Source organism: Pseudomonas sp. B21-019 (assembly GCF_024749225.1).
In the GTDB taxonomy this organism is placed as follows: domain Bacteria; phylum Pseudomonadota; class Gammaproteobacteria; order Pseudomonadales; family Pseudomonadaceae; genus Aquipseudomonas.
This window is the reverse complement of the sequence record NZ_CP087193.1, coordinates 1,353,143-1,379,105: the sequence shown is the minus strand read 5'-3', so window position 1 is coordinate 1,379,105 and position 25,963 is coordinate 1,353,143. Positions and strand designations below refer to the sequence as shown.

Genomic DNA, 25,963 nt, shown 5'->3' with positions numbered 1-25,963 from the left:
AGCTTTTTTCTTTGGTTCGAGCTGTAGCGATTTCGCTACAGCTACAGAAACACGACGGTCCATACAAAATCATAAGTCATTGTTTTTAAACAACAAAATAACATTGGCCGCGATTTTGCTAAGTAACCACTCATAAAGCAGGGCATTGCCCCTGCATTCCATCGCGTCCACCAGACGAGTCTGGCCCCCTTAGGAGTTTCCATGAGCGAGTTGCGTTTTACTGAAGATCACGAATGGCTGCGCACCGAAGCTGACGGCACCGTTACGGTCGGCATCACCGCTTTCGCACAGAACGCACTGGGCGACGTGGTTTTCGTACAACTGCCTGAGCTGCAGTCCTACGACAAAGGCGCAGAAGCCGCCACCGTGGAATCGGTAAAAGCTGCCAGCGGCGTGTACATGCCTCTGGACGGAGAAGTGGTCGAGACCAACCCGGCCCTCGATAGCAGCCCTGAACTGGTCAACGAAGATCCGCTGGGCGAAGGCTGGTTCTTCCGCTTCAAGCCAACCGACGCCTCGGCTGTCGGCCAACTGCTGGATCAAGACGCTTACGACCGTCTGATTGCCCAAGCCTGAGGAGCGCCTACATGACTCAAGTCAATCTGACGACCGCCAACGAATTCATCACCCGCCACATCGGCCCGCGTGCAGGCGACGAGCAAGCCATGCTCAACAGCCTCGGTTTCGACTCCCTGGAAGCCCTGAGCGCCAGCGTGATTCCCGACAGCATCAAAGGCACCAGCATCCTCGGCCTTGAAGACGGCCTGAGCGAAGCCGATGCCCTGGCGTTGATCAAATCCATCGCCGGTAAAAACCAGCTGTTCAAGACTTACATCGGTCAGGGCTACTACGGCACTCACACGCCGTCGCCGATCCTGCGCAACCTGCTGGAAAACCCGGCCTGGTACACCGCCTACACCCCGTACCAGCCAGAAATTTCCCAGGGCCGTCTCGAAGCGCTGTTGAACTTCCAGACCCTGATCAGCGACTTGACCGGCCTGCCGATCGCCAACGCCTCCCTACTGGACGAAGCCACTGCCGCTGCCGAAGCGATGACCTTCTGCAAACGCCTGAGCAAGAACAAGGGCAGCCACGCCTTCTTCGCCTCCGTTCATTGCCACCCGCAAACCCTCGACGTTTTGCGCACCCGTGCCGAGCCTTTGGGCATCGACGTGGTCGTTGGCGACGAGCGTGAACTGACCGACGTGACGCCGTTCTTCGGCGCCTTGTTGCAATACCCGGCCAGCAACGGTGACGTGTTCGACTACCGCGAACTGACCGAGCGCTTCCACGCCGCTAATGCACTGGTCGCGGTCGCTGCTGACTTGCTGGCCCTGACCGTGCTGACCCCACCGGGCGAGTTCGGCGCCGACGTGGCCATCGGCAGCGCACAACGCTTCGGCGTGCCGCTGGGCTTCGGTGGTCCGCACGCGGCGTACTTCTCCACCAAGGATGCATTCAAGCGCGACATGCCGGGCCGTCTGGTCGGCGTTTCCGTGGACCGTTTCGGCAAGCCGGCCCTGCGCCTGGCCATGCAGACCCGCGAGCAACACATCCGTCGCGAGAAAGCCACCAGCAACATCTGCACCGCCCAGGTTCTGTTGGCCAACATCGCCAGCATGTACGCCGTGTACCACGGCCCGAAAGGCCTGACGCAAATCGCCAATCGCATTCATCACCTGACCGCGATCCTCGCCAAAGGCTTGAGCGCATTGGGCCTGAGCGTCGAGCAAGCCAGCTTCTTCGACACGTTGACGATTAAAACCGGCGCACAAACGGCTGCCTTGCACGACAAGGCTCATGCGCAGAAGATCAACCTGCGCGTGGTCGATGCTGAGCGTCTGGGCCTGTCCCTCGACGAAACCAGCAGCCAGGCTGACGTCGAAACCCTGTGGAGCCTGCTGGCCGACGGCAAGGCACTGCCGGACTTCGCAGCATTGGCTGCGAACGTTGCAAGCACTATCCCGGCCGCGCTGGTTCGCCAATCGCCGATCCTCAGCCACCCGGTGTTCAACCGTTATCACTCCGAAACCGAGTTGATGCGCTACCTGCGCAAACTGGCGGACAAGGACCTGGCCCTGGATCGCACCATGATCCCGCTGGGCTCCTGCACCATGAAACTCAACGCCGCCAGCGAAATGATCCCGGTGACCTGGGCTGAATTCGGTGCCCTGCACCCGTTCGCCCCGGCCGAGCAAAGCGCCGGCTATCAGCAGCTGACCGATGAACTGGAAGCGATGCTCTGCGCCGCCACCGGTTACGACTCGATCTCCCTGCAACCGAACGCCGGTTCCCAGGGTGAATACGCTGGTCTGTTGGCGATCCGTGCCTACCACCAGAGCCGTGGCGAAGACCGTCGCGACATCTGCCTGATCCCGTCGTCCGCCCACGGCACCAACCCGGCCACTGCCAACATGGCCGGCATGCGCGTGGTTGTGACCGCGTGCGATGCCCGCGGCAACGTCGACATCGAAGACCTGCGCGCCAAGGCCATCGAGCACCGCGAACACCTCGCCGCGCTGATGATCACCTACCCGTCGACCCACGGTGTGTTCGAAGAAGGCATCCGCGAAATCTGCGGCATCATTCACGACAACGGCGGCCAGGTGTATATCGATGGCGCGAACATGAACGCCATGGTCGGCCTTTGCGCACCAGGCAAGTTCGGCGGCGACGTATCGCACCTGAACCTGCACAAAACCTTCTGCATCCCACACGGCGGTGGCGGCCCGGGCGTCGGCCCGATTGGCGTCAAGTCGCACCTGACGCCGTTCCTGCCGGGTCACGCCCAGATGGAACGCAAGGAAGGCGCGGTCTGCGCGGCACCGTTCGGCAGCGCGAGCATTCTGCCGATCACTTGGATGTACATTCGAATGATGGGTGGCGCCGGCCTCAAGCGCGCTTCGCAATTGGCGATCCTGAATGCCAACTACATTTCCCGTCGCCTCGAAGAGCACTATCCAGTGCTGTACACCGGCAGCAACGGTCTGGTGGCGCACGAATGCATCCTCGACCTGCGTCCGTTGAAAGACAGCAGCGGCATCAGCGTCGATGACGTGGCCAAGCGTCTGATCGACTTCGGCTTCCACGCCCCGACCATGTCGTTCCCGGTGGCCGGCACGTTGATGATCGAGCCGACCGAGAGCGAATCCAAGGAAGAACTGGACCGCTTCTGCGACGCCATGATCCGCATCCGCGAAGAAATCCGCGCAGTGGAAAACGGCACGCTGGACAAGGATGACAACCCACTGAAAAACGCCCCGCACACCGCTGCGGAAATCGTCGGCGAGTGGACTCACCCGTACAGCCGCGAGCAAGCTGTTTACCCGGTAGCGTCGCTGATCGAAGCCAAGTACTGGCCGCCGGTCGGTCGCGTCGACAACGTGTTTGGCGATCGCAACCTGGTCTGCGCCTGCCCGTCTATCGAAAGCTACGCTTGATCTATAGGGGGCGAGTTACTCGCCCCCTTCAACAACACCGCACTCCCCCTGTAGGAGCTGCCGCAGGCTGCGATCTTTTGATCTTTCTGTATCAAGAGCAAGATCAAAAGATCGCAGCCTGCGGCAGCTCCTACAGGGTGCATATCTCGTGATATTTCGCCTATAACAAGAAACCGGAGAACAACCATGTCGTTAAGCGTGTTCGACCTGTTCAAGATTGGTATCGGCCCCTCCAGCTCCCACACCGTCGGCCCGATGCGTGCCGCTGCGCGCTTCGCCGAAGGTCTGCGCCGTGAAGGGCTGCTGGCGGCAACCACCTGCGTCAAAGTCGAGCTCTACGGCTCACTCGGCGCCACCGGCAAAGGCCACGGCAGCGACAAGGCCGTATTGCTGGGCCTGGAAGGCGAACACCCGGACACCGTGGACACCGAAACCGTCACCGCCCGCCTGCAAGAGATTCGCAGCAGCGGTCGCTTGAACCTGCTCGGTGAACACAGCATCGCGTTCAACGAGAAAGAACACCTGGCAATGATTCGCAAACCGTTGGCCTATCACCCCAACGGCATGATCTTTCGCGCGTTCGACGCGGCCGGCCTGCAAGTGCGCAGCCGCGAGTATTACTCGGTCGGTGGCGGCTTCGTGGTCGATGAAGACGCTGCCGGTGCCGACCGCATCGTCGAAGACGCCACGCCACTGACCTTTCCGTTCAAAAGCGCCAAGGACCTGCTTGGTCACTGCAGCACCTACGGTTTATCGATCAGTCAGGTGATGCTGACCAACGAAAGCGCCTGGCGCCCGGAAGCGGAAACCCGCGCCGGCCTGCTGAAGATCTGGCAAGTGATGCAAGACTGCGTCGCCGCCGGTTGCCGCAACGAAGGCATCCTGCCCGGTGGGCTGAAGGTCAAACGTCGGGCCGCAGCGCTGCATCGGCAACTGTGCAAAAACCCGGAATCATCGCTGCGCGATCCGCTGTCGGTGCTGGACTGGGTCAACCTGTACGCCCTGGCGGTCAACGAAGAAAACGCCAATGGCGGACGCGTGGTCACTGCGCCCACCAATGGTGCAGCCGGCATTATCCCGGCCGTGTTGCATTACTACATGCGCTTCATCCCCGGTGCCAACGAAGACGGCGTGGTGCGTTTTCTACTGACGGCCGCTGCAATCGGCATTCTGTACAAGGAAAACGCCTCGATCTCCGGCGCCGAAGTCGGCTGTCAGGGCGAGGTTGGCGTTGCCTGTTCCATGGCGGCCGGCGCCTTGTGCGAAGTGCTCGGCGGTACGGTGCAGCAGGTGGAAAACGCGGCCGAAATCGGCATGGAACACAACCTCGGCCTGACCTGCGACCCGATTGGCGGACTGGTGCAAGTGCCTTGCATCGAGCGCAACGCCATGGGTTCGGTCAAGGCCATCAATGCAGTGCGCATGGCCCTGCGTGGCGACGGTCAGCACTTCGTCTCCCTCGACAAGGTCATCCGCACCATGCGCCAGACCGGCGCCGACATGAAAAGCAAATACAAGGAAACCGCCCGTGGCGGTTTGGCGGTCAACATTATCGAGTGCTGATGCTCACGCGCATCTGCACACTTTTTCAGGAGCTGTATATGTCCACCGAACAACTATTGAAGACCCCGTTGCACGCCCTGCACCTCGAACTCGGCGCCCGCATGGTGCCGTTCGCCGGTTATGACATGCCGGTGCAATACCCGTTGGGCGTGATGAAAGAACACCAGCACACCCGTGATCAGGCCGGGCTGTTCGATGTGTCGCACATGGGCCAGATCCGCCTGACCGGCGCCAATGCCGCCAAAGCCCTGGAAACCCTGGTGCCGGTGGACATCATCGACCTGCCGGTGGGCATGCAGCGCTACGCGATGTTCACCAACGAGGCCGGTGGCATCCTCGACGACCTGATGGTCGCCAACCTCGGTAATGACGAGCTGTTCCTGGTGGTCAACGCCGCTTGCAAAGACCAGGACCTGGCGCACCTGCGCAAGCACATCGGCGACCAGTGCAGCATCGAACCGCTGTTCGAAGAGCGCGCGCTGCTGGCGTTGCAAGGCCCGGCCGCCGTCACCGTGCTCGCACGCCTGGCACCGGAAGTTGCGAAGATGACCTTCATGCAGTTCACCCGCGTGAAACTGTTGGGAGTGGACTGCTTTGTCAGCCGTTCGGGCTACACCGGTGAAGACGGTTACGAAATCTCCGTACCGGCGGCCAACGCCGAAGCGCTGGCTCGCGCCCTGCTGGCCGAACCGGAAGTCGAGGCCATCGGCCTCGGCGCCCGCGATTCCCTGCGCCTGGAAGCCGGTCTGTGCCTGTACGGCCACGACATGAACACCGAAACCACGCCGATCGAAGCAAGCCTGCTATGGGCCATCTCCAAGCCTCGACGTGCCGATGGCGCGCGGGCCGGCGGTTTCCCTGGCGCCGAAACCGTGTTCGCCCAACAGCAAACCGGTGTCAGCCGCAAGCGCGTTGGCCTGCTGCCGCAGGAACGTACACCGGTGCGTGAAGGTGCAGAGATCGTCAACGATGCCGGCGAGATCATCGGCAGCGTCTGCAGCGGCGGCTTCGGTCCGACCTTGGGCGGCCCTTTGGCCATGGGTTACCTCGACAGCGCTTATACCGTTTTGGAAACACCAGTTTGGGCCATTGTGCGTGGGAAAAAGGTGCCTTTGCTTGTAAGCAAAATGCCATTTGTTCCACAACGCTACTATCGTGGCTGATTGACTGTTTCTATAAGTAACGCGGTTGCGTTAACAGTGCACTAATCTGTAACGCAACCGCCATAAAACAGTGCATACGTTTCGCTTATGAACGCTACTTATAACAATCGAAAAGCAATGAACAACGCGATCGAATAAGCCCGCACTAGTAGCCACTCTAATTGCCATCAACCTGAGGAAATCCGGGCCTTCGCGGGGCTTGTTTTTTCTCCCGTAGTTGGCGTAGAGTTTGTTCACTGTGTTTGCATGGGTCGCTTGGAAATCGTGACCTGGGCAGTAGCCTACAAGTTAGCTACATCCCGTTCGACGTCTTCTTACTCTCCTGCAACCAGCCCCAGTACTCTTTCACGAGAAGGAGACTGTCATTCATTTTTGCGTCAAAGGAAATAAGAAATGTCCCAACGTCAGAGCGGTACCGTCAAGTGGTTTAACGACGAGAAAGGTTTTGGTTTTATCACTCCAGAAAGCGGTCCGGATCTGTTCGTGCATTTCCGCGCTATTCAGGGCAACGGCTTCAAGAGCCTGAAAGAAGGCCAGAAAGTGACGTTCGTTGCTGTGCAAGGCCAGAAAGGCATGCAGGCTGACGAAGTACAAGCAGAAGGCTAATCTTCTGTTACGAAAAAGCCCCTGATGCTGACATCAGGGGCTTTTTTGTGCGCGTAAATCCGTAAAATGGCTTCTTTTTCCGTTCAGAGGCAGCCATGTCGAAACACCTGCTCAACCCCCAAGGCGACTTTCCCGCCGTCGGCCTGGGTCGTCGCCTGGCAGCGATGTTCTACGACTTCCTGCTGTGCACCGCGCTGCTGATCGTCACCAGCGGTATTTACAAGATGATCCAGATGGCGATCATCGGCGAAGACCGGATGCGCACCCTGACCGAGGCCGGCGCCCTGGACGGTGACCCACTGCTGTCGACGGTTCTGCTGTTTGTGCTGTTCGGCTTCTTCGCCAAGTTCTGGACCTGGTCGGGCCAGACCCTGGGCATGCAGGTGTGGTGCATCCGCGTACAAAACGCCGACGGCTCATCCATCAGCCTGTGGCAGGCGCTGCTGCGCTTTGTAGTGTCGATCGCGTCCTGGTTATGCCTCGGGCTGGGGTTCTTCTGGTCGCTGTTCGACAAGCAGAAGCGCAGCTGGCATGACATCTACTCCAACACCCAGCTCGTGCGCATTCCAAAGAAGACAAAATAATTCGCAAAAAAAGATCGCAGCCTTCGGCAGCTCCTACACGGTTCCATATACACCCGTAGGAGCTGCCGAAGGCTGCGATCTTTTGATCTTGCCTTTTAATCTTGCCCTTAAGCGTTGCCGGCCAACTTCATCCGCGCCGCCTGCGTGAAATCCAGCATCCGCTTCAACGGCCGAATCGCCTGCGGAATCAACGCCGGGTCAACGAAGATCTCGTTGGTCCCCTCCTTCAAGCTCTTCAGCGTGCGCTCAAGGGTGTTCATCGCCATCCACGGACAATGCGCGCAACTGCGGCAAGCAGCGCCGTTACCAGCCGTTGGCGCTTCGATAAAGACCTTGTCCGGGCACAGCTGCTGCATCTTGTAGAAAATGCCGCGGTCGGTGGCGACGATCAGGGTCTTGTTCGGCAGGCTTTGTGCGGCAGCGATCAGCTGACTGGTGGAGCCCACCGCGTCGGCCAATTCGATCACCGCGGTCGGCGACTCCGGGTGCACCAGAATGGCCGCATCCGGGTATAGCGCTTTCATGTCTTCGAGCTGCTTGGCCTTGAACTCTTCGTGAACGATGCAGGCACCGTCCCACAGCAGCATGTCGGCGCCAGTCTTGCGCTGGATGTAAGTGCCCAGGTGCTTGTCCGGGCCCCAGATAATGGTTTCGCCGTTATCCATCAGGCTTTCGACGATTTCCAGCGCGCAGCTGGACGTCACCACCCAATCCGCCCGGGCTTTGACTGCCGCCGAGGTGTTGGCATACACCACCACCGTGCGTTCCGGGTGCTGATCGCAGAACGTCGAGAACTCGTCCACCGGGCAACCCAGGTCCAGCGAGCAGGTCGCTTCCAGGGTCGGCATCAGCACACGTTTTTCAGGGTTGAGGATTTTCGCGGTTTCGCCCATGAATTTCACACCGGCAACCACTACGGTCTTGGCCGGATGGGCATTGCCGAAGCGAGCCATCTCCAGAGAGTCGGAGACGCAGCCACCGGTTTCTTCGGCCAGGGCCTGAATGACTGGATCGCAATAGAAGTGGGCAACCAGCACCGCGTCCTGAGCCTTGAGCTCGGCTGCGATGGCTGTGCGGTAATAAGCCTCTTCCTCGGCCGTCAGCGGCTTGGGCTGCTTGGCGTCGAGGTGGGCTTGAACCAGAAGGCGTTCGGAAATCTGCGTCATGTTCGCAAGACCTGCAGGCGCTTTCGCGCGAAAGTCGAGTATACACCCGGCTCCGGACCCTTCGGGGTACCGCCGGGAGAGTGAGTATTCATCAGGCATGGACAGCGTTGAAGCTGCGCAAGGCTACAGAATATCCGGCGGATGCAAAAGATGATTCTGACCTGCGTCACGCAGGGCGATCCCGGAGCGGGACAACCTTAAATCGCGGGCAAAAAAAAACCCGGAAATCCTCACTTACGTGGGCCTTCCAGATTTTTTAAAATGGTGGGTCGTGTGGGATTCGAACCTACGACCAATTGGTTAAAAGCCAACTGCTCTACCAACTGAGCTAACGACCCGCTGTGTGGTGGCGCGTATAATACTGATTTTTAAGGACTATTCAACACCTAATTTGAAATAAATCAAAAATAAGGTGTCGGGTCGCTGATTCCGGCCGCCGCAAAGCCTTCTGCACGCAGACGGCAGCTGTCGCATTTGCCGCAAGCACGGCCGTTATCGTCCGCCTGATAGCAGGAAACGGTCAGCCCGTAGTCGACGCCAAGCTTCACGCCTGCCTGAACGATCTGCGCCTTGCTCAGGTTCTGCAGGGGCGCCTGGATACGGAAGCCATTCCCTTCTACACCGGCCTTGGTCGCCAGATTAGCCATGCGCTCGAAGGCTTCGATGAACTCGGGACGGCAATCCGGGTAACCGGAATAATCCACCGCGTTTACACCGATAAAGATGTCACGTGCACCCAGCACTTCGGCCCAACCCAACGCCAGGGACAGAAACACCGTGTTGCGCGCCGGCACATAAGTCACCGGAATGCCTTCGCTCGGCGCCTCCGGTACGTCGATGGAACTGTCGGTCAGGGCCGAGCCGCCGATACCGTTCAGGTTCAGGCCGATCACCTTGTGCTCGACCACACCCAAGTCGCGGGCAACACGCTCGGCGGCTTGCAGTTCGGCACGGTGGCGCTGACCGTAATCGAAGCTCATGGTGTAGCAGCTATAGCCTTCGGCACGGGCCATGGCCACGACCGTCGCCGAGTCAAGGCCGCCGGACAGCAGGATGACCGCACGTTTTTCAGCAATGTTCAGTTGTTCAGTCATTTCAGCGCCCCGGCTCGTCATTCCAAAGATATTTATGCAGCTGCAATTGCAGACGCACAGGCAGATTGTCCGCCACCACCCAGTCCGCCAGATCACGTGCATTCAGATCATGGTGGCTCGGCGAGAACAGGACTTCGCCGGCACGCTCGTTCAAACCGTATTGAATCAGCTTGGACACGGCCCAGTCATAGTCTTCCCGCGAGCAGATGACAAACTTCACCTGATCGTTGGGCGTGAGCAGTTCAATGTTCTCGTAGCGGTTGCGGTGGGCTTCTTTCGAACCCGGGGTTTTCAGGTCGACGACGCGACTGACCCGTGGATCGACCGCCGAGATGTCCAGAGCACCACTGGTTTCCAGCGACACTTCGTAACCGGCGTCACACAACTGCTTGAGCAAGGGAATGGCATTGGGTTGCGCCAGGGGCTCACCGCCCGTGACACAGACGTAACGCGGGCGAAAACCGGCCACTTGCTCGAGGATGTCGTCGAGCGTGCGGAGGGTGCCGCCAGTGAACGCGTAGGCGCTGTCGCAGTATTGGCAACGCAATGGGCAACCGGTCAGGCGCACAAAAACAGTGGGCAGCCCGGCAGTCCGCGTTTCACCCTGCAACGAGTAGAAAACTTCGGTGATTCTCAATGTGTCTTGCATAGTCGCCACGGGCGTAACAGCTAAACAGGCTGTCCGCCTCCGTCAGGCACTTCAAGGAACCCCGCCAACGCGCAGATCCCAAAAAGCGTGTTTCATAAAAAGGGCATGAATTCTAACGAAAAAACCCGCGACAAGCGCGGGTTTCTTCAAAACGGGCTAAACAGGCTTACATGCGCTGCAAGTCCCGTTGCGCCAGCTGAGCGGCGGAAGTGCCCGGATATTGGGACACGACCTGTTGCAGAATGCCTTTGACCCGGTCGGTATGACCGAGACGACGCTCTACATCAGCGAGCTTGTATAGCGAATCAGGCACTTTGGGGTGCTTGGGGTACAACTGCGAAACCTTGGCAAATGCCTGACCTGCACCTTGCAGATCGCCTTTGGCCAGGTTCACTTCACCCAACCAGTACTGGGCATTGCCCGCGTATTGGCTGTTCGGGTATTTGCGCAGGAATGCGGCGAAAGCCTGGCTGGCCTTGTCGAAATCCTTGGCTTTGATCAGGTCGAAGGCTGCATCGTAATACAGTTTTTCCTTCGCCGGGTCAGCCGGTTCGCCACCCGCGGCCGGGGCTTGAGCGGCAGCCGCTCCCGCACCTGCACCGGCTGCTGCACCGGGGGCATTCAAATTGCCACCGGTGGAAGAATTATCAGGAGTCGCGGCTGGTGCAACGCCGGTTCCTATGCGCCGATCAAGATCCTGATATCGCTCCAGGTTCTCTTGCTTCATGCGCGCTACATCATTTTGCAGAACCTCGATGATGCCTTGTTGGCGCGAGATCTGCTCCTGCATCGATTGCAGTTGGTTGAACAGCTCGCCCTGTGCCGAGACAGGGGCCGAAACCCCTCCCCCGGCATAGGCGCCGTTCGTACCGTAACCCGCAGGCGGATAACTGCTCCCGCTATTGTTATAGCCGGAGTTGTCCTCGACCACAGGAACCGCAGCCCACACCGCAAGCGGTGCGAGACTGAGAGCCAAAACAGTTACAGCACGACGGCACGTTCGCATGACGAATTACTTACGCAGTTCGACGCGACGGTTTTGAGCCCAGGACTGCTCGTCGTTGCCGGTAGCAACTGGACGCTCTTCGCCGTAGGAAACCAGTTCCAGCTGAGCTGGGGAAACACCTTGCAGTACCAGGTAGCGCTGAACGGCTTTCGCACGACGCTCGCCCAGTGCCATGTTGTACTCACGAGTACCACGTTCGTCGGTGTTGCCTTCCAGAACAACGCGAGCGCCGTTTGCTTTCAGGTCTTTGGCGTGAACGTCCAGAGCGCGCATGGCTTCTGGCTTCAGGTCCGAGCTGTCGTATTCGAAGTAGAAGGTGGTGATTGCGCGCAGAGCAGCTTCTTCGCTCAGGGAGCCGTCAACTGCACCAGTGTTAGCGCCGTAACCAGCGTTTGGATCTACAGCGCCTTCACCGGCGTTGTCGCCGCCTTTGGACGAGCAACCTACAGCTACAGCCATGGCCAGAGCCAGCGCAGCAAATTTACCAAACTTCAGCATTTCCATCGTGAAACTCCTAATGAACCCCAGTGTGTTAAGTAAAACGTATAGCGCCGCGTCAGTTCAGGTAAGGGGACCAGGACGGTTCTCTGACTTCGCCTTGTGCGGTAGGAAGCGGGAGCCTCACGCGTCCATTAATGGACACGAGCATCAAGACTCCCCGGCCCTGCTGGCGGGTGGCGTAGATTACCATGGTGCCGTTGGGCGCAACAGTAGGAGACTCGTCCAGAGTGCTATCAGTGAGGATCTTTACACTACCGCGCTGCAAATCCTGGGCCGCCACCTTGAAGTTGGTGAAACCGTCCTGGCGGTGAATCATCACCAGGGTCTTTTCATCGGCCGACAGTTTAGGGTTGGCGTTGTAGTTACCGATGAAGGTCACACGCTCCGCACCACCACCGCCTGCGCTGGTTTTATAGATCTGAGGCTTGCCGCCACGGTCAGAGGTGAAGTAGATGGTCGAACCATCCTTACCCCAGAACGGTTCGGTGTTGATGCCAGGACCATTGGTGACACGGGTGATCTGACGCGAACCCAGGTTCATCACGTAGATGTCCGGGTTACCGTCTTTCGACAACACGAATGCCAGGCGATTGCCATCCGGCGACCAGGCTGGCGCGCCATTCAGGCCTTCGAAGTTGGTGATCTGCTCACGGCGACCAGTGTCGATGTTCTGCATGAAAATGCGCGGACGCTTCTGCTCGAACGACACGTAGGCAATGCGCTTGCCATCCGGTGCGAAACGCGGCGACAGGATTGGCTCGCGCGATTGCAGCAGCGTCACGGCACGGGCACCGTCGTAGTCCGAACGTTGCAGTGTGTAGCGAGTGTTCTTCTCGGAGAAACGCTCGGCCGTCACGTACAGCAGACGCGTCGAGAACGCACCTTTGATACCGGTGAGTTTTTCGAACGACTGGTCGGAGATGTAGTGCGCCATGTCGCGCAGTTGATCGACGCCGCCCGACACGCTGCCGGTCAGCACTTGCTGCTCGGTGGCGACGTTGAACAGTGCGTACTGCACCTGCAGGCGACCGCCCGCCGGAACAATGCTGCCGACCATGACGTACTGGGCACCCACCGCCTTGAAGTCACGGTAGATGATTTCGCTGGCCTGGCTTGGCTGGCTGATCATGTTCTGCTTTGGAATCGGCGCGTAGTAACCCGAATTGCGCAGGTCGTTACCGATAATCTCAGCCATGTCGTCCGGCAGCACGCTACCGCCCTGGAAGCCGAAAGGCACAACGGCAATTGGAGTTGCCTGGGAGCTGCCACTGCTGACCAGGATATTTTTTTCATCTGCCGTGGCCAGTCCTGCAAAGCAGAACATGACTACAAGCAGTCCTCGAAGAAGGTTTCTCACAAGGCTAGATCCTCAGGTGTGAATGTCATCTTGAATGAACGATAGGGTGCGAAATCAGCTGGCTTCAGACCCTGCATTTCGGTCAATCGACCAATATTTTTTACAGCCGCGACTGCAGAACTGTCGAACGGCGCGTCACCGCTGGAATGAGCAACCGAAACACCGGAGATCGTTCCGTCAGGGAGCATGTTGATTTGCAGAATCACCTTCATGCCCTTGCGGGCCGACGGTGGCTGCGCCCAACCTTCAGATGCTCGCGAACGAATCAGATCATCAAAGTTGCCCGCGGTTTCATCGCCTTGCTCATCCGCCAAAGCCTGCTGACGCTCGGTCTTATCGGACAGCAAGTCAGCCAGAGCCTGAGCCTTCTTGTCCTCTACCGATTTGCGAGCCGCATCCTGCGCTTTCTTCTTCGCAGCATCGGCAGTCGCTTTCTTCTTCGCGTCTTCGGCGATTTTCTTCTTCGCCTCTTCCGCTTCAGCTTTCTTCTTGGCGTCTTCCGCAGCTTTCTTCTTCGCGTCTTCGACGATCTTTTTCTTCGCTTCTTCAGCGGCCGCTTTCTTGGCCTCTTCTTCAGCAGCTTTTTTGGCTTCTTCTTCGGCTTTCTTCTTGGCTATATCAGCCAATTGTTTCTCTTCGGCCTTTTTGGCTTCGGCGGTCTTCTTCGCTTCGTCGGCTTTCTTGGCTTCATCAGCCTTTTTCGCCTCTTCCGCTTTCTTCGACTCGTCGGCCTTCTTGGCTTCCTCGGCCTTTTGAGCCGCTTCTTCTTTCTTTTGTTCCGCAGCCTTCACCGCTTCCTGCTCGACCTTCTTCTGTTCCATCTGCTCGACTTCGGTCTGACGCGCAGCAGATTTCTGCGCCTCACCCGCGATCTTCTGATTGGTCTGGGTGGTCGCCCGACTTTTCGATTTCAGCTGGTACAGGGTTGCCTGGACAATCGGCTTGGCCGGCGGCAGCTCCGGTGTGAAGGCGAAACTGACGAACAGCATGCCGAACACCAGCACGTGCAAGACAATCGCCCAGACACTAGGCCAGAAGTAGCTTTCCGAGGCGGACGGCTCTCGCAGTTGCTGCATCAGGGCGCCTCGGTAATCAAGCCAACATTACCGACCCCGGCCTTCTGCAACCCGCCCATGGCGCCCATGACGGAGCCATAATCGACGGTTTTGTCGCCACGAATGAACACCTGCGTGCGCTTGCCGTTACCGTTGCCAACGCGAATGATCTTGGTCACGGCGTCGGTCATTTGCGGCAAGGTCATGGCCTTGTCCTGCTGCTTTTCGGTGTCGACTTCGCTGCCAAGGTTCCAGTAGTAGGTCTTGTCAGCCTTGATCGAAATGGTCAGGACCTGAGTGTTGTTGTCCTGCGGCAAGGCTTCGCTGGAAACCTTGGGCAGATCAACTTTCACGCCCTGATTGAGCATCGGCGCGGTCACCATGAAGATGACCAGCAGTACCAGCATCACGTCGATGTAAGGCACCACGTTCATCTCGGCAACCGGCTTGCGCTTTTTGCGAGCTCGAGCGATTAAAGCCATTGGAAATTACCTGCTTATTCTTCGCTGGTGTGCACTTTGCGGTGCAGGATCGCCTGGAATTCGTCGGCGAAGGTGTAATAGCGGCCCAGCAGGGTTTCGCTGCGGGCAGCAAAACGGTTGTAGGCGATAACGGCCGGGATGGCGGCGAACAGACCGATCGCAGTAGCAACCAGTGCTTCGGCGATACCTGGAGCCACAGTGGCCAGGGTCGCTTGCTGGGCGGTCGCCAGACCACGGAAGGAGTTCATGATGCCCCAGACTGTACCGAACAGACCGATGTACGGGCTGACGGAACCGACGGTGGCGAGGAACGGCAGGCTCTGCTCGAGCTTCTCTTCCTCACGGGAGATGGCTACGCGCATGGCACGCGCCACGCCCTCCATGACCGCTTCCGGATCAACGCCCGACTGCTGGCGCAGACGGGAGAATTCCTTGAAGCCGGCACGGAAGATCTGCTCGACGCCGGAATCCGGATCAGGGTTGCTGCCGGCCTGACGGTAGAGTTTGGACAGGTCGATACCGGACCAGAAGCGCTCTTCAAAGCTCTCCAGGGCACGTCGACCGGCGCGCAGCAAGTTGCTGCGCTGAAAGATCATGATCCACGAGGTCACCGATGCGGCTACCAGGATCAGCATTACCAGTTGCACCACGACACTGGCATTGCTGACCAGGCTCCACATGGAGGAATGGTCGACGACGTTAGCTTCCACGCTTTATCTCCTGCTTTGAGTGTGTACCCGCGCCGCTCACGTCGGCAAAGGCCGCACGTAGAGCTTCGGGAATGGCCCGGGGTTTCAAACTGTTAGTGCGCACACAGGCCACCAGAAACTGCCCTTCGCAGAGCAGCACGTTATCCGTAGCCCGCCTGACCTGCTGTTTGAAGCGCAGGCTGACCCGGTTCAATTCAATTACTTCGGCGCTTACCAGCAGCTCGTCGTCCAGTCGCGCCGGCGCGTGGTAACGCGCTTCGCTGGAATGCACGACGAACAACAGGTCCTCCCCTGCCAGCGCCGACTGGGCAAAGCCCAGCTCTCGGAGCCGCTCGGTTCGAGCCCGTTCCATAAACTTGAGGTAATTGACGTAATACACGATGCCGCCGGCATCGGTGTCCTCGTAATAAACGCGACAACGATGTGCGAACGGCTCAAGCCCGTTTTGCGCGCGCATACTCTAGTGCTTACTCCTCAGGTTGCCAATCCGGCCAGGCAACTGTTTTTCATTGATTCGCGGCTTTCTGGCGAAAGTACCGTCCTGGGACAGCACAAACCCCGAATAAATCAGCGCGCAAAGGTGATTAATCGTCCACGGCATCGAGGAACTCGTCTACCACGGGCATCTCCCCCAATCGTGACGGAATGTTTAAGCCAAAGTGCAAATACGCATGCCGGGTCACTACCCGCCCCCGCGGCGTGCGCATGATATAGCCCTGCTGGATCAAGTACGGCTCCAGCACATCTTCAATGGTGTGGCGTTCTTCGCTGATCGCAGCGGCCAGACTGTCCACCCCCACCGGCCCACCGTCGAACTTCTCGATCATGGTCAACAGCAGGCGTCGGTCCTGATGGTCGAAGCCACGCTCATCGACATCCAGCAGGTTCAAGGCCAGGTCGGCGATCGGTTTGGTGATGTGGCCCTTGGCACGAACCTCGGCAAAATCCCGGACCCGGCGCAGCAAGCGGTTGGCGATTCGCGGTGTGCCACGGGCACGCCGGGCGATTTCAAAGGCGCCTTCCGGGTCCAGCGGCAAACCGAGAATGTTCGCCGAACGGCTGACAATCGTTGCCAGGTCGGCGGTGCTGTAGAACTCCAGGCGCTGGACGATCCCGAAACGGTCGCGCAACGGGTTGGTCAGCATACCGGCACGGGTCGTTGCGCCAACCAGGGTAAACGGTGGCAGATCGAGCTTGATCGAGCGCGCGGCCGGCCCTTCGCCGATCATGATGTCGAGCTGGAAATCTTCCATGGCCGGGTACAGCACTTCTTCGACGATCGGCGACAACCGATGGATCTCGTCGATGAACAGCACGTCATGGGGCTCAAGGTTGGTCAGCAATGCAGCCAGATCACCAGGACGCTCGAGGACCGGCCCCGAGGTGCTTTTGATCGACACGCCCATTTCCTGGGCAATGATGTTGGCCAGGGTGGTTTTACCCAGGCCCGGCGGGCCGAAAATCAGGGTGTGATCCAGCGATTCATTGCGCCCGCGCGCGGCCTGGATGAACAACTCCATTTGCTCGCGAACGGTCGGCTGGCCAATGTATTCGGCCAGGCTGACGGGACGAATCGCCCGGTCCTGGACTTCTTCGCGCTCACGGGGGCCACCCGTAGCGGCGATCAGACGATCAGCTTCAATCACTTAGATCATTCCCTTCAGGGCACGACGAATCATGTCTTCACTGCTCAAACCTTTCTCCTTGATCGCGGAAATCGCCTTGCTGGCTTCCTGCGGCTTGTAGCCCAGGGAAATCAGCGCGCTGACCGCGTCGTTTTCGGCGGTGGCCACCGGAGCCGGCGCGTCTGGCCCGCCTGGCTGGTTTGGCACCAGCGCGAACATCGCCGGCACGGTTTCCCAGGCCTTGAAGCGATCCTTGAGCTCCACCAGCAAACGCTCGGCAGTCTTCTTGCCGACGCCCGGCACCTTGGTCAGCGCCGAGGTGTCCTGGGACTGCACGCAACGGATCAACTCGTCGACTTCCAGACTCGACATCAGGGCCAGCGCCAGTTTCGGCCCTACCCCATTGAGACGGATCAGTTCGCGAAAAAAGTCTCGCTCACGCTTGCCGAAGAAGCCATAGAGTAACTGCGCGTCTTCGCGTACGACCAAATGGGTGTGCAAGGTCAGCGGTTCACCGACCGACGGCAAGCGATAAAGCGTGGTCATGGGCACTTCCAGCTCATACCCCAGACCGTTTACATCCAGAATCAGGTGCGGCGGCTGTTTCTCAGCCAAAGTGCCGCGCAAGCGTCCAATCACGTTTCAGATCCTTGAGCGTTGGCCAGATCAGTGCTGGCGACTGACAGAACAAGGGTTTTGCGCCGACAACACAGGCGCAAAACCCTCATCCCACAAAAAATGATTGCTGATGCTATCAGAGACGCAGGCGCCCGCCACGACTGCGTGCCGCGCCCAAGCCATGGGGCAACAGGCTGGAACGGGTGTGAGCGTGGCAAATCGCGATGGCCAGGGCATCCGAGGCATCGATTTGCGGCTTGCTGGTCAGTTTCAGCATGTGCATGACCATCATTTGCACTTGTTCTTTATTGGCGGCGCCGGTGCCGACCACGGCCTGCTTGACCTGGGTTGCGGTGTACTCGGCAATTTCCAGGCTCTCTTCGGCGCCGGCGACAATCGCCGCGCCACGGGCCTGCCCCAGTTTCAGCGCGGAGTCGGCATTGCGCGCCATGAACACCTTTTCGATGCCCATGGTGACCGGGCCATAAGTCTGAATGATTTCACGCACGCCGCGATAGACGATCTGCAGACGCTCATGCAACTCGCCAGCACCGGTGCGGATACAGCCCGATGCCACGTAAACACAACCACGGCCAGTATCGCGAACAATGCCGTAACCGGTGATACGCGAGCCGGGGTCGATACCAAGAATTAAAGTCATAACGCCTGCAGAAAGAGATCGCGGTTGGCTGAGGATAACTGTGTAGGAGCTGCCGAAGGCTGCGATCTTTTAATTAAAAAGCTGAAAATCAAAAGATCGCAGCCTTCGGCAGCTCCTACGGGTACAGCGTAGGGGCCGGGTGAAGGCTGCGATCTTTATCGATGCATCAACCGAGCTGCGCGGCCACCGCCTCTGGAATGTCCGCGTTGGAATACACGTTCTGCACGTCATCCAGGTCTTCGAGCATGTCGATCAGCTTGAGAACCTTCTCGGCGCCTTCCAGATCCAGCTCGGCACTGGTGGTCGGCAACATGACGATTTCCGCATCGCTGCCCTTGAAGCCTGCGGCCTCCAAGGCGTTACGCACGGAATAGAAGCCGGCGAACGAGGTGAACACGTCGATGGAGCCGTCTTCGTTGGTCACCACGTCATCGGCGTCGGCTTCCATGGCTGCTTCCATCAGCGCGTCTTCATCAACCCCTGGCGCGAAGGAAATCTGCCCTTTGCGTTCGAACAGATAAGCCACCGAACCGTCGGTACCGAGGTTACCGCCGCACTTGCTGAACGCGTGACGAACAGCGGCTGCGGTGCGGTTGCGGTTGTCGGTCATGCATTCGACCATCACTGCCACGCCGCCCGGGCCATAGCCTTCGTAGGTCAGCTCGACCATGTCATCGGTATCGGCAGCGCCGGCACCACGCGCCACCGCGCGGTCGATGATGTCACGGCTCATGTTCGCGCCCAGCGCCTTATCCAGCGCCAGACGCAGACGCGGGTTGGAGCCCGGATCAGCGCCGCCCTGACGGGCAGCGACCGTCAGTTCACGAATCCACTTGGTGAAAATCTTGCCCTTCTTGGCATCCTGACGTTCTTTGCGGTGCTTGATGTTCGCCCACTTGGAATGACCCGCCATAACTCGCTCCGAATTTCTCTTTGTAACATCGCCCGCCACACAGGGAGTGTCGGCCAGCAACAAAAAAATCTCGACCTAAAGAAAAGGCGCATCCCACAGGATGCGCCTTTGCGGTCAGCCTTACTCTGCCTTTGGCGTTTCGCGCAGACGAATGTGCAGTTCGCGCAACGCCTTGGCATCTACCACGCCCGGAGCCTGCGTCATCACGTCCGCAGCACTCTGGGTTTTCGGGAAGGCGATCACTTCACGGATCGACTGGGCGCCGGTCATCAGCATCACCAGACGGTCCAGACCGAAGGCCAGACCACCGTGCGGCGGCGCGCCGTATTTCAGGGCGTCGAGCAGGAAGCCGAATTTCTCTTCCTGTTCCGCTTCGTTGATACCCAGCAGACGGAAGACCGACTGTTGCATTTCCTTGCGGTGGATACGGATCGAACCGCCACCCAGCTCGGTGCCGTTCAGAACCATGTCGTAGGCACGGGACAAAGCGCCGGCCGGGTTGGCTTCCAGCTCTTCAGGAGTGCACTTCGGCGCGGTGAACGGGTGGTGCAAGGCGCTGAAGCTGCCGTCGTCGTTCTCTTCGAACATCGGGAAGTCGACGACCCACATTGGCGCCCACTTGCAGGTCAGCAGCTCGAGGTCATGGCCCAGCTTGATCCGCAGCGCGCCGAGGGCTTCGCTGACGATCTTGGCTTTGTCGGCACCGAAGAACACGATGTCGCCATCGACCGCACCGACGCGATCGAGGATCACGTTCAGGTTGGCTTCCGGGATGTTTTTCACGATCGGCGACTGCAGACCTTCAACACCGGCAGCACGCTCGTTGACCTTGATGTACGCCAGGCCCTTGGCACCGTAGATGCCGACGAACTTGGTGTAATCGTCGATCTGCTTGCGCGGCATGCTCGCCCCGCCTGGAACGCGCAAGGCGGCGATACGGCATTTCGGGTCATTGGCCGGGCCACTGAACACCTTGAAATCGACTTCCTTGAGCTGGTCGGCAACATCCACCAGTTCCAGCGGGTTACGCAGGTCTGGCTTGTCGGAACCGTAGCGGCGCATGGCTTCTTCGAAGGTCATGTGCGGGAATTCGCCGAATTCCAGGTCCAGCACTTCCTTGAACAGGTTGCGGATCATGCCTTCGGTCAGGCCCATGATGTCTTTTTCATCGAGGAAGCTGGTCTCGATGTCGATCTGGGTGAATTCCGGCTGGCGATCAGCCCGCAGGTCTTCGTCGCGGAAGCACTTGGCGATCTGGTAGTAGCGATCGAAGCCGGCCACCATCAGCAGTTGCTTGAACAGCTGCGGCGATTGCGGCAAGGCGAAGAACGAACCGGCGTGAGTACGGCTCGGCACCAGATAGTCACGCGCGCCTTCCGGCGTCGCACGGGTCAGGATCGGCGTCTCGACGTCGAGGAAACCGTTCTCGTCCAGATAGCGGCGGATGCTGGTCGTCATGCGCGAACGCAGACGCAGCTTCTCGGCCATTTCAGGGCGACGCAGGTCAAGGAAGCGATAACGCAGGCGGGTTTCTTCGCCAACGTCGGAGAACTCGTTCAGCGGGAACGGCGGGGTTTCCGATTCGTTCAGCACTTCCAGCTCGTAGCCCAGGACCTCGATCATGCCCGACGCCATGTTGGCGTTGGTTGCACCGGCCGGACGCAGGCGAACCTTGCCGGTGATCTTCACGACGTACTCGCTGCGCACGCGATCGGCGGCGGCGAAGCTCTCGGCACGGTCCGGATCGAACACCACCTGGGCCAGACCGTCACGATCACGGATATCGAGGAAAATCACCCCGCCATGGTCACGGCGACGGTGAACCCATCCGCAAAGGGTAATTTCCTGGCCTTCCAGGCTTTCGTTCAGTTGGCCGCAATAATGGCTGCGCATCATGGTAGTGGTTTCACTTCTCGTAATTCGAAATTCGGGTGGAGGTCTTGCCGCACCACCGCACTTGAATAAGGTGCCAGATGATGCAAGAGCTCGCGCGTGTCGTTCAACCCGGGCGCTAGACCCTAGTCAGCTTTGTCGCCACCGGCCAGATTTTTCTTGGAACCGGTCTTGAAGTCGGTTTCGTACCAGCCGGTGCCACTGAGGCGGAAACCGGGCATGGACAGCATCTTTTTAAGCTCTGGCGCCTGGCAGGCAGGGCAGTCGACCAGCGGTGCTGCGCTGATCTTTTGAATGGCTTCCAACTGATGACCACAGGAAGCACATTGGTAATCGTACATCGGCATGGGGGTTGTCTCGGCGATCAGATTGCTACCGCGCATGCAGGGCTTTGCGGCAAAGAGCGGGATTATATCCATTAAATGCAGCCTGTGCAGCCGTAAGACTGCACAGACCGACACTCGACTCATTCAGCTGCTCTCGCTAAGCCATGACGGGGCAACTGCCCTCCTTCAGGCTGTGCACGACGCAGACAACCCGCACCAACCCGGTGAAGTTTTTCACCCCGCCATGGCGCAAGTGCACTTCGCGGTCCACATGGGACAACAGCGCACTGACCGAACAGCAATTGACCTTGGCCATGTCGCCCAAAATATCCCAATAGACCTGTTCAAGCCGCAAACAGGTCGCAAAACCATTCAAACGCACCGACCGGGATAAGGGCTGGGCCAGCCCCATATCGAATTCGCCGACAAGTGAATCAATCCTTATATCCTTGAGTGGACCGTTCCTCCCCTCGCCTTGCCTGTCTTCATGAACCATACCGTTGACACTCCTTTGTCATCCTTGCTGCTTGTAAAGGCCATATTCCGTTTCCTTATAAAAGCGCAGGCGCTACGGTATATCCAGATGACTTTATGACCATCAACGTAGGATAAGCCAACAACGAAGGGGCGATCATGGAGCTCGTCCTAGGCCGGACGATTTCCTACGAAAACTGACGCAATATCACTCAACGAAAAGGCGAAAGATCCGAGAAACACAGCGCACGAATAACACTCAGCAGCGTCATCCGCGCGCCATGCCAATGGAAGCGCCGCCGGACCGCCTGATTTGAGTAGCCGCAGGCTTTGCTGTTAAATAGGCAGTGTGTCGCTACCACCTATTTTCCGGGGGCTGCGCATAGGCTGATATCAGGTACGTGCCCAACGCCTCTTATTGTTCTGAAGCGAACCGTGCTCTATCAGCTCTTCCTTGTGATCCGTCTTAACGTGAGTTAATCAAAATGTTGAAAATCGTCCACCTGCTAATGGGCGCAGCAGCCCTGCTGCTGTCCTTCATCCCTAGCCTGCGATCCGAAGCGGTACCTTACCTGCAACAACCCGATGCGCTTTACCTGGCCTTTTTCGGCCTACTCAACCTCACCCTTGCGCCTGTTATCCCTTACTGGAACAAAGGCCCGCGTCATCAATTGCAAAACCTGGTCAGCGCCTTGCTGGTTCTGGCTGTCGTACTGCAAACCCTGACGCTGATCGCCCCGATGCCTGTCATCGCCGGTCAACCTGCCGTTCTGTTCAGCCTGGTCGCTGCCCTGATCGCCGTATTCCTGCACCTGGCCATCAGCTTCTACAAATCTTCACCGGCCGCCGCCGCGCCAAGCTATGACATGAGCAACCGCGATACTGGCACCGTCAAATGGTTCAACACCTCCAAAGGCTTCGGCTTTATTTCCCGCGACTCCGGCGATGATATTTTCGTGCATTTCCGGGCGATTCGCGGTGAAGGCCACCGCGTTCTGGTGGAAGGCCAGCGCGTGGAGTTCTCTGTCATGAATCGTGACAAAGGCCTGCAAGCCGAAGATGTGATCGCCGCACTGCCGCGCCGCTGATTCAAGGCTAAAAAAAACCGCGAACAGTTCAGACTGTTCGCGGTTTTTTTATGCCCTGCATTTCAGTAATGCGGCGGTGGAGCCTCTTCTTCGAAGGACTCGAACTGGCCGACCATTTCCTCCTGCCGCTTGAGCATCGCTGTCATTTGCAGCTGCAGACGCTCGACCACACGCTGCTGCGCCACCAGCACATCATTCAATGCCTGGATGGTGTCATCCTGAAACGCCAGCCGGCTTTCCAGATCGGTAACGCGTTCGTCGAGGCTCATGATTCAGCCCTCCAGAAACTTGAAATCGTCGGTCAACACCAGACGCAGTCGCTCGCGAATCGTCGCGATCTGCTCTGAACTGTATGGCTTGGCCTCCTGTTTGCCCCAGATCGGAGCTGGCCAGGCGGCGTCCTCACGCTTGCGCACAATCACATGCATGTGCAACTGATTGACGACGTTACCCAGGGCCGCGACGTTCAACTTGTCCGCGTCGAACGAGTCCTTGAGGATTTCCGCCAGCTCAGTCGTTTCGCGCCACAGCTGCTGTTGATCTGCGCCATCCAGCTGAAATATTTCACTGATATCCTCACGGCGTGGCACGAGGATGAACCAGGGGTAATTCGAATCGTTGGACAGCAGTAACCGGCAGAGCGGGAAATCGCCGATTGGCAACGTGTCTTGTTGAAGTCGTGGATCTAAAGCGAACACAGCGCACACTCCCCTCTGGTCATCTTTTTTCAGCTTAGCGCCCCCACCGAAAGACGGCGCACCAAGCGACAGGACGGCAGCATACCTGCGAACGCCACACGCTTCACGACGAACTGCCGCCAGCACCGTCCTGCGGGCGCGTCGAGATGCGCCATTTTGATTCGGGACGCACCATGACGGAACCGGCCATCACGGAAAAAACGCCGACCCCCCCATAAACAACGCACCGTTCGAACCCACGGCAAAGCCACCATGTGTGAATTCAGTACAGGAAATAAAATTTTTTGCACCAAAACCGCACAACGCGTCTACGCTCAGTGCGTCAGCATCCGCCAATTACTCACTGGCGGGGTGAACCGGTAACGTTTTTGGTTGTCACCCCCGCAACGCCGATGTGGTAACCACGATGCAAAGCATGGCGTCAAGCCTAAGAAAAACGAGCTTGAACCCCCCGGTTTTATGAGGCTTTAACAGCAACAGGCAGGCTTTCAGAAAAAAACAGCAACAGAATTCTGGTTTGTGCACGCTTGTTGCATTAACACCCGTATCGTCTATAAGCGCTCCGCTGGAAGTGGAAGCCTGAAGACCAATAAAAACAGTGGCAGGGTTGCCCGATGGAGATTCAAGTGCAGGACCAAGGACTCTTTTTTACCGATGCTCAAGCCCTGGAAAACAGCGCTGAAGTTGTCAGTCCGATTGTGTCGGGATTGTGAATTTGCGACATTGATCAAGCCATTTGCGACAGGGTCGTAAAGAAGCTGAAAGGTTAGATGCGCAAGTATCGCCAATAGGGTCGGCGTGATATAAGTTTGCGCCGACACAAAAAGAAAGAGCCGCCCAGATAATAAAACAGGTGGGACGGCAGTACTCTTCTAAAAACCAAAGGAGCAAATCACGATGCGCGTGATGAAGTGGAGCATGATCGCACTGGCAGTTGCAGCAGCAGCCAGTACTCAATTGGCTACGGCCGCACCTTTCGTAAGTGACCAGGCTGACGCCAAAGGTTTTGTTGAAGATAGCAAGCTCGACTTGCTGGTTCGCAACTACTACTACAACCGTAACAAGAAAGACGGCGCCGTCGATGACAAAGACTGGACCCAGGGCATCCAGGGCATGTACAGCTCGGGCTACACCCAAGGTCTGATCGGTGTTGGCGTTGAAGCTTGGGGCCAACTGGCCATTAAGCTGGACGGTTCCGACAAGTATTCGGGTACCGGCAACATGCCCGTTGGCAATGATGGCGAGGTCGAAAACAACCAGGGCAAAGCCGGCGCTGCCGCCAAGTTCCGCATCTCCAAGACCGAGCTGAAAATCGGCGACATGCAGCCAAGCACCTCTCCGGTGTTCGCTGTAGGCGGTTCCCGCATTCTTCACCAAACTGCCAGCGGTCTCCAACTGCAGAGCAGCGAAGTCAAAGACCTTGACCTCGAAGCCGGTCACTTCTACTCGGCAACCAGCCAGGACCGAAATGCTCGTAATGGCGACCTGTGGGCAACCTACGCTGGCGTGCAAGCCAACTCCATCGACTACTTCGGCGGCAAGTACGGCATTACCCCAGACCTGAGCGTTTCGCTCTACGGTGCCAAGCTCGAAGACATCTGGAACCAGTACTACGCCAACGCGAACTACACCCTCGCATTGGGTGGCGATCAGTCGATCAACTTCGACGGTAACATCTACAACACCAGGGACACTGGTAGCGCTAAAGCAGGCGAAATCAATAACACCGCCTACTCCCTCGCTGCCGCTTTCTCGTTCCTGAAGGCACACACCATCACCCTGGGCTTCCAGAAAGTGAATGGCGATACTCCGTTCGACTATATCGGCGTGGGTAAAAACAACCGCGGTGGCGACTCGATCTTCCTCGCCAACTCCATCCAGTACTCCGACTTCAACGCCCCTGGCGAGAAATCGGTACAGGCCCGTTACGACCTGAAAATGGCTGAATACGGCGTACCTGGTCTGAGCTTCATGACCCGTTACGTGAAAGGTTGGGACATCGACGGCACCAACACTCCAGCAGGCAGCCCTTACGCTGGCCTGTACGGTGCAGACGGCAAACACCACGAAACCAACGTGGAAGTTAAATACGTAATTCAGTCCGGCCCAGCTAAAGATCTGTCGTTCCGCATCCGTCAAGCATGGCACACCGCCAACGCAGACGAAGGCGAAGGCGATATCTCTGAGTTCCGCCTGATCACCGACTACCCGCTCAACATTCTGTAATTGCAGAAAGTTAGTTTGCGGTAATCGAAAAAGGCCCATCTTCGGATGGGCCTTTTTTATTGGCT

General features: G+C 58.3%; 27 protein-coding genes and 1 tRNA gene. 8 read left to right on the top strand and 20 right to left on the bottom strand.

Annotation, left to right across the window (positions count from 1 at the left end; genetic code table 11):
* The first annotated feature begins 201 nt into the window (after window positions 1-201).
* The 6 genes from gcvH (at window position 202) to LOY36_RS06045 (ending at window position 7,356) form a co-directional block, all read left to right on the top strand.
* Window positions 202-576, top strand: a complete 375-nt coding sequence (gcvH, locus tag LOY36_RS06070; protein WP_018926486.1) for a glycine cleavage system protein GcvH — start codon at window positions 202-204, stop codon at window positions 574-576.
* A gap of 11 nt (window positions 577-587) precedes the next feature.
* Window positions 588-3,440: an aminomethyl-transferring glycine dehydrogenase gene (gene gcvP / locus LOY36_RS06065; RefSeq protein ID WP_258672590.1), complete on the top strand. Its 2,853-nt coding sequence runs from the start codon at window positions 588-590 to the stop codon at window positions 3,438-3,440.
* Window positions 3,441-3,626: 186 nt separating this feature from the next.
* A complete protein-coding gene (locus LOY36_RS06060) occupies window positions 3,627-5,003 on the top strand; it encodes an L-serine ammonia-lyase (protein ID WP_258672588.1) in 1,377 nt (458 codons plus the stop codon).
* Between the two features lie 38 nt (window positions 5,004-5,041).
* Entirely contained in the window at window positions 5,042-6,166 is a 1,125-nt protein-coding gene (gcvT, locus tag LOY36_RS06055) for a glycine cleavage system aminomethyltransferase GcvT (RefSeq protein WP_019651442.1), read from the top strand.
* A 393-nt stretch (window positions 6,167-6,559) separates the two neighbouring features.
* On the top strand, window positions 6,560-6,772 hold the full coding sequence (locus tag LOY36_RS06050; RefSeq protein ID WP_007934683.1) for a cold-shock protein: 213 nt from the start codon (window positions 6,560-6,562) through the stop codon (window positions 6,770-6,772).
* Window positions 6,773-6,867: 95 nt separating this feature from the next.
* A complete protein-coding gene (locus LOY36_RS06045) occupies window positions 6,868-7,356 on the top strand; it encodes an RDD family protein (RefSeq protein WP_086944499.1) in 489 nt (162 codons plus the stop codon).
* A gap of 107 nt (window positions 7,357-7,463) precedes the next feature.
* Here LOY36_RS06045 and nadA read toward each other — a convergent pair whose 3' ends face one another.
* The 18 genes from nadA to LOY36_RS05955 form a co-directional block, all read right to left on the bottom strand.
* On the bottom strand, window positions 7,464-8,522 hold the full coding sequence (gene nadA, locus LOY36_RS06040; protein WP_258672587.1) for a quinolinate synthase NadA: 1,059 nt from the start codon (window positions 8,520-8,522) through the stop codon (window positions 7,464-7,466).
* Between the two features lie 262 nt (window positions 8,523-8,784).
* Window positions 8,785-8,860: transfer RNA gene (locus LOY36_RS06035), tRNA-Lys, on the bottom strand.
* 63 nt (window positions 8,861-8,923) lie between these two features.
* On the bottom strand, window positions 8,924-9,598 hold the full coding sequence (gene queC / locus LOY36_RS06030) for a 7-cyano-7-deazaguanine synthase QueC (RefSeq protein WP_258674145.1): 675 nt from the start codon (window positions 9,596-9,598) through the stop codon (window positions 8,924-8,926).
* Between the two features lie 19 nt (window positions 9,599-9,617).
* Window positions 9,618-10,265 carry a 7-carboxy-7-deazaguanine synthase QueE gene (gene queE, locus LOY36_RS06025; RefSeq protein WP_018926493.1) on the bottom strand — a complete coding sequence of 216 codons (648 nt, stop codon included), beginning with the start codon at window positions 10,263-10,265 and terminating at the stop codon, window positions 9,618-9,620.
* A gap of 166 nt (window positions 10,266-10,431) precedes the next feature.
* Complete coding sequence (ybgF, locus tag LOY36_RS06020; RefSeq protein WP_026331869.1) at window positions 10,432-11,271, bottom strand: tol-pal system protein YbgF; 840 nt, start codon at window positions 11,269-11,271, stop codon at window positions 10,432-10,434.
* A 6-nt stretch (window positions 11,272-11,277) separates the two neighbouring features.
* The gene (gene pal / locus LOY36_RS06015; protein ID WP_003178634.1) at window positions 11,278-11,775 is read right to left on the bottom strand and encodes a peptidoglycan-associated lipoprotein Pal; all 498 of its coding nucleotides are present in this window, start codon (window positions 11,773-11,775) and stop codon (window positions 11,278-11,280) included.
* A 52-nt stretch (window positions 11,776-11,827) separates the two neighbouring features.
* The gene (gene tolB, locus LOY36_RS06010) at window positions 11,828-13,096 is read right to left on the bottom strand and encodes a Tol-Pal system beta propeller repeat protein TolB (protein WP_018926495.1); all 1,269 of its coding nucleotides are present in this window, start codon (window positions 13,094-13,096) and stop codon (window positions 11,828-11,830) included.
* A gap of 29 nt (window positions 13,097-13,125) precedes the next feature.
* Window positions 13,126-14,205: a cell envelope integrity protein TolA gene (gene tolA / locus LOY36_RS06005; protein ID WP_018926496.1), complete on the bottom strand. Its 1,080-nt coding sequence runs from the start codon at window positions 14,203-14,205 to the stop codon at window positions 13,126-13,128.
* Entirely contained in the window at window positions 14,205-14,657 is a 453-nt protein-coding gene (gene tolR, locus LOY36_RS06000; RefSeq protein WP_167331185.1) for a protein TolR, read from the bottom strand. The genes tolA and tolR overlap by 1 nt, the downstream gene beginning before the upstream one ends.
* Window positions 14,658-14,680: 23 nt before the next feature.
* On the bottom strand, window positions 14,681-15,376 hold the full coding sequence (gene tolQ, locus LOY36_RS05995) for a protein TolQ (RefSeq protein WP_018926498.1): 696 nt from the start codon (window positions 15,374-15,376) through the stop codon (window positions 14,681-14,683).
* On the bottom strand, window positions 15,366-15,833 hold the full coding sequence (ybgC, locus tag LOY36_RS05990; protein WP_007933231.1) for a tol-pal system-associated acyl-CoA thioesterase: 468 nt from the start codon (window positions 15,831-15,833) through the stop codon (window positions 15,366-15,368). The genes tolQ and ybgC overlap by 11 nt, the downstream gene beginning before the upstream one ends.
* A 127-nt stretch (window positions 15,834-15,960) precedes the next feature.
* Window positions 15,961-17,022 (bottom strand): Holliday junction branch migration DNA helicase RuvB, encoded by a 1,062-nt coding sequence (ruvB, locus tag LOY36_RS05985; protein ID WP_018926499.1) that lies wholly within the window; start codon window positions 17,020-17,022, stop codon window positions 15,961-15,963.
* Entirely contained in the window at window positions 17,023-17,640 is a 618-nt protein-coding gene (gene ruvA, locus LOY36_RS05980) for a Holliday junction branch migration protein RuvA (RefSeq protein ID WP_019651438.1), read from the bottom strand.
* Between the two features lie 115 nt (window positions 17,641-17,755).
* Window positions 17,756-18,280, bottom strand: coding sequence for a crossover junction endodeoxyribonuclease RuvC (gene ruvC / locus LOY36_RS05975; RefSeq protein WP_018926500.1), 525 nt, complete (start codon window positions 18,278-18,280; stop codon window positions 17,756-17,758).
* Between the two features lie 166 nt (window positions 18,281-18,446).
* Window positions 18,447-19,193: a YebC/PmpR family DNA-binding transcriptional regulator gene (locus LOY36_RS05970; RefSeq protein WP_018926501.1), complete on the bottom strand. Its 747-nt coding sequence runs from the start codon at window positions 19,191-19,193 to the stop codon at window positions 18,447-18,449.
* 120 nt (window positions 19,194-19,313) lie between these two features.
* Window positions 19,314-21,089: an aspartate--tRNA ligase gene (gene aspS, locus LOY36_RS05965; protein WP_019651436.1), complete on the bottom strand. Its 1,776-nt coding sequence runs from the start codon at window positions 21,087-21,089 to the stop codon at window positions 19,314-19,316.
* A 122-nt stretch (window positions 21,090-21,211) separates the two neighbouring features.
* Window positions 21,212-21,433: an FmdB family zinc ribbon protein gene (locus tag LOY36_RS05960; protein ID WP_010457489.1), complete on the bottom strand. Its 222-nt coding sequence runs from the start codon at window positions 21,431-21,433 to the stop codon at window positions 21,212-21,214.
* A gap of 136 nt (window positions 21,434-21,569) precedes the next feature.
* The gene (locus tag LOY36_RS05955; protein WP_111454753.1) at window positions 21,570-21,908 is read right to left on the bottom strand and encodes a ribbon-helix-helix domain-containing protein; all 339 of its coding nucleotides are present in this window, start codon (window positions 21,906-21,908) and stop codon (window positions 21,570-21,572) included.
* Window positions 21,909-22,371: 463 nt separating this feature from the next.
* Here LOY36_RS05955 and LOY36_RS28970 point away from each other — a divergent pair, with 463 nt between their 5' ends.
* Window positions 22,372-22,974: a cold-shock protein gene (locus LOY36_RS28970; protein ID WP_019651434.1), complete on the top strand. Its 603-nt coding sequence runs from the start codon at window positions 22,372-22,374 to the stop codon at window positions 22,972-22,974.
* A gap of 62 nt (window positions 22,975-23,036) precedes the next feature.
* On the opposite strand, the gene LOY36_RS05945 is transcribed toward LOY36_RS28970, so the two are convergent.
* On the bottom strand, window positions 23,037-23,243 hold the full coding sequence (locus LOY36_RS05945) for a SlyX family protein (RefSeq protein WP_019651433.1): 207 nt from the start codon (window positions 23,241-23,243) through the stop codon (window positions 23,037-23,039).
* Between the two features lie 3 nt (window positions 23,244-23,246).
* Window positions 23,247-23,672, bottom strand: coding sequence for an HIT domain-containing protein (locus LOY36_RS05940; protein WP_007933275.1), 426 nt, complete (start codon window positions 23,670-23,672; stop codon window positions 23,247-23,249).
* Window positions 23,673-24,569: 897 nt separating this feature from the next.
* Here LOY36_RS05940 and LOY36_RS05935 point away from each other — a divergent pair.
* Window positions 24,570-25,898: an OprD family porin gene (locus LOY36_RS05935; RefSeq protein ID WP_258672585.1), complete on the top strand. Its 1,329-nt coding sequence runs from the start codon at window positions 24,570-24,572 to the stop codon at window positions 25,896-25,898.
* Window positions 25,899-25,963: the final 65 nt, after the last annotated feature.

Excerpts from the sequence above, each read along its gene's own strand:
- LOY36_RS06060 (WP_258672588.1), top strand. The coding sequence starts at position 3,627 with ATGTCGTTAAGCGTGTTCGACCTGTTCAAGATTGGTATCGGCCCCTCC.
- tolA (WP_018926496.1), bottom strand. The coding sequence starts at position 14,205 with ATGCAGCAACTGCGAGAGCCGTCCGCCTCGGAAAGCTACTTCTGGCCT.
- LOY36_RS05955 (WP_111454753.1), bottom strand. The coding sequence starts at position 21,908 with ATGGTTCATGAAGACAGGCAAGGCGAGGGGAGGAACGGTCCACTCAAG.
- ruvC (WP_018926500.1), bottom strand. The coding sequence starts at position 18,280 with ATGACTTTAATTCTTGGTATCGACCCCGGCTCGCGTATCACCGGTTAC.
- LOY36_RS06045 (WP_086944499.1), top strand. The coding sequence starts at position 6,868 with ATGTCGAAACACCTGCTCAACCCCCAAGGCGACTTTCCCGCCGTCGGC.
- LOY36_RS06050 (WP_007934683.1), top strand. The coding sequence starts at position 6,560 with ATGTCCCAACGTCAGAGCGGTACCGTCAAGTGGTTTAACGACGAGAAA.
- LOY36_RS05960 (WP_010457489.1), bottom strand. The coding sequence starts at position 21,433 with ATGCCGATGTACGATTACCAATGTGCTTCCTGTGGTCATCAGTTGGAA.
- aspS (WP_019651436.1), bottom strand. The coding sequence starts at position 21,089 with ATGATGCGCAGCCATTATTGCGGCCAACTGAACGAAAGCCTGGAAGGC.
- tolB (WP_018926495.1), bottom strand. The coding sequence starts at position 13,096 with ATGTTCTGCTTTGCAGGACTGGCCACGGCAGATGAAAAAAATATCCTG.
- gcvH (WP_018926486.1), top strand. The coding sequence starts at position 202 with ATGAGCGAGTTGCGTTTTACTGAAGATCACGAATGGCTGCGCACCGAA.
- LOY36_RS28970 (WP_019651434.1), top strand. The coding sequence starts at position 22,372 with ATGTTGAAAATCGTCCACCTGCTAATGGGCGCAGCAGCCCTGCTGCTG.
- LOY36_RS05970 (WP_018926501.1), bottom strand. The coding sequence starts at position 19,193 with ATGGCGGGTCATTCCAAGTGGGCGAACATCAAGCACCGCAAAGAACGT.
- gcvP (WP_258672590.1), top strand. The coding sequence starts at position 588 with ATGACTCAAGTCAATCTGACGACCGCCAACGAATTCATCACCCGCCAC.
- nadA (WP_258672587.1), bottom strand. The coding sequence starts at position 8,522 with ATGACGCAGATTTCCGAACGCCTTCTGGTTCAAGCCCACCTCGACGCC.
- LOY36_RS05945 (WP_019651433.1), bottom strand. The coding sequence starts at position 23,243 with ATGAGCCTCGACGAACGCGTTACCGATCTGGAAAGCCGGCTGGCGTTT.
- ybgC (WP_007933231.1), bottom strand. The coding sequence starts at position 15,833 with ATGCGCGCGCAAAACGGGCTTGAGCCGTTCGCACATCGTTGTCGCGTT.
- queE (WP_018926493.1), bottom strand. The coding sequence starts at position 10,265 with ATGCAAGACACATTGAGAATCACCGAAGTTTTCTACTCGTTGCAGGGT.
- gcvT (WP_019651442.1), top strand. The coding sequence starts at position 5,042 with ATGTCCACCGAACAACTATTGAAGACCCCGTTGCACGCCCTGCACCTC.
- pal (WP_003178634.1), bottom strand. The coding sequence starts at position 11,775 with ATGGAAATGCTGAAGTTTGGTAAATTTGCTGCGCTGGCTCTGGCCATG.
- ybgF (WP_026331869.1), bottom strand. The coding sequence starts at position 11,271 with ATGCGAACGTGCCGTCGTGCTGTAACTGTTTTGGCTCTCAGTCTCGCA.
- LOY36_RS05935 (WP_258672585.1), top strand. The coding sequence starts at position 24,570 with ATGCGCGTGATGAAGTGGAGCATGATCGCACTGGCAGTTGCAGCAGCA.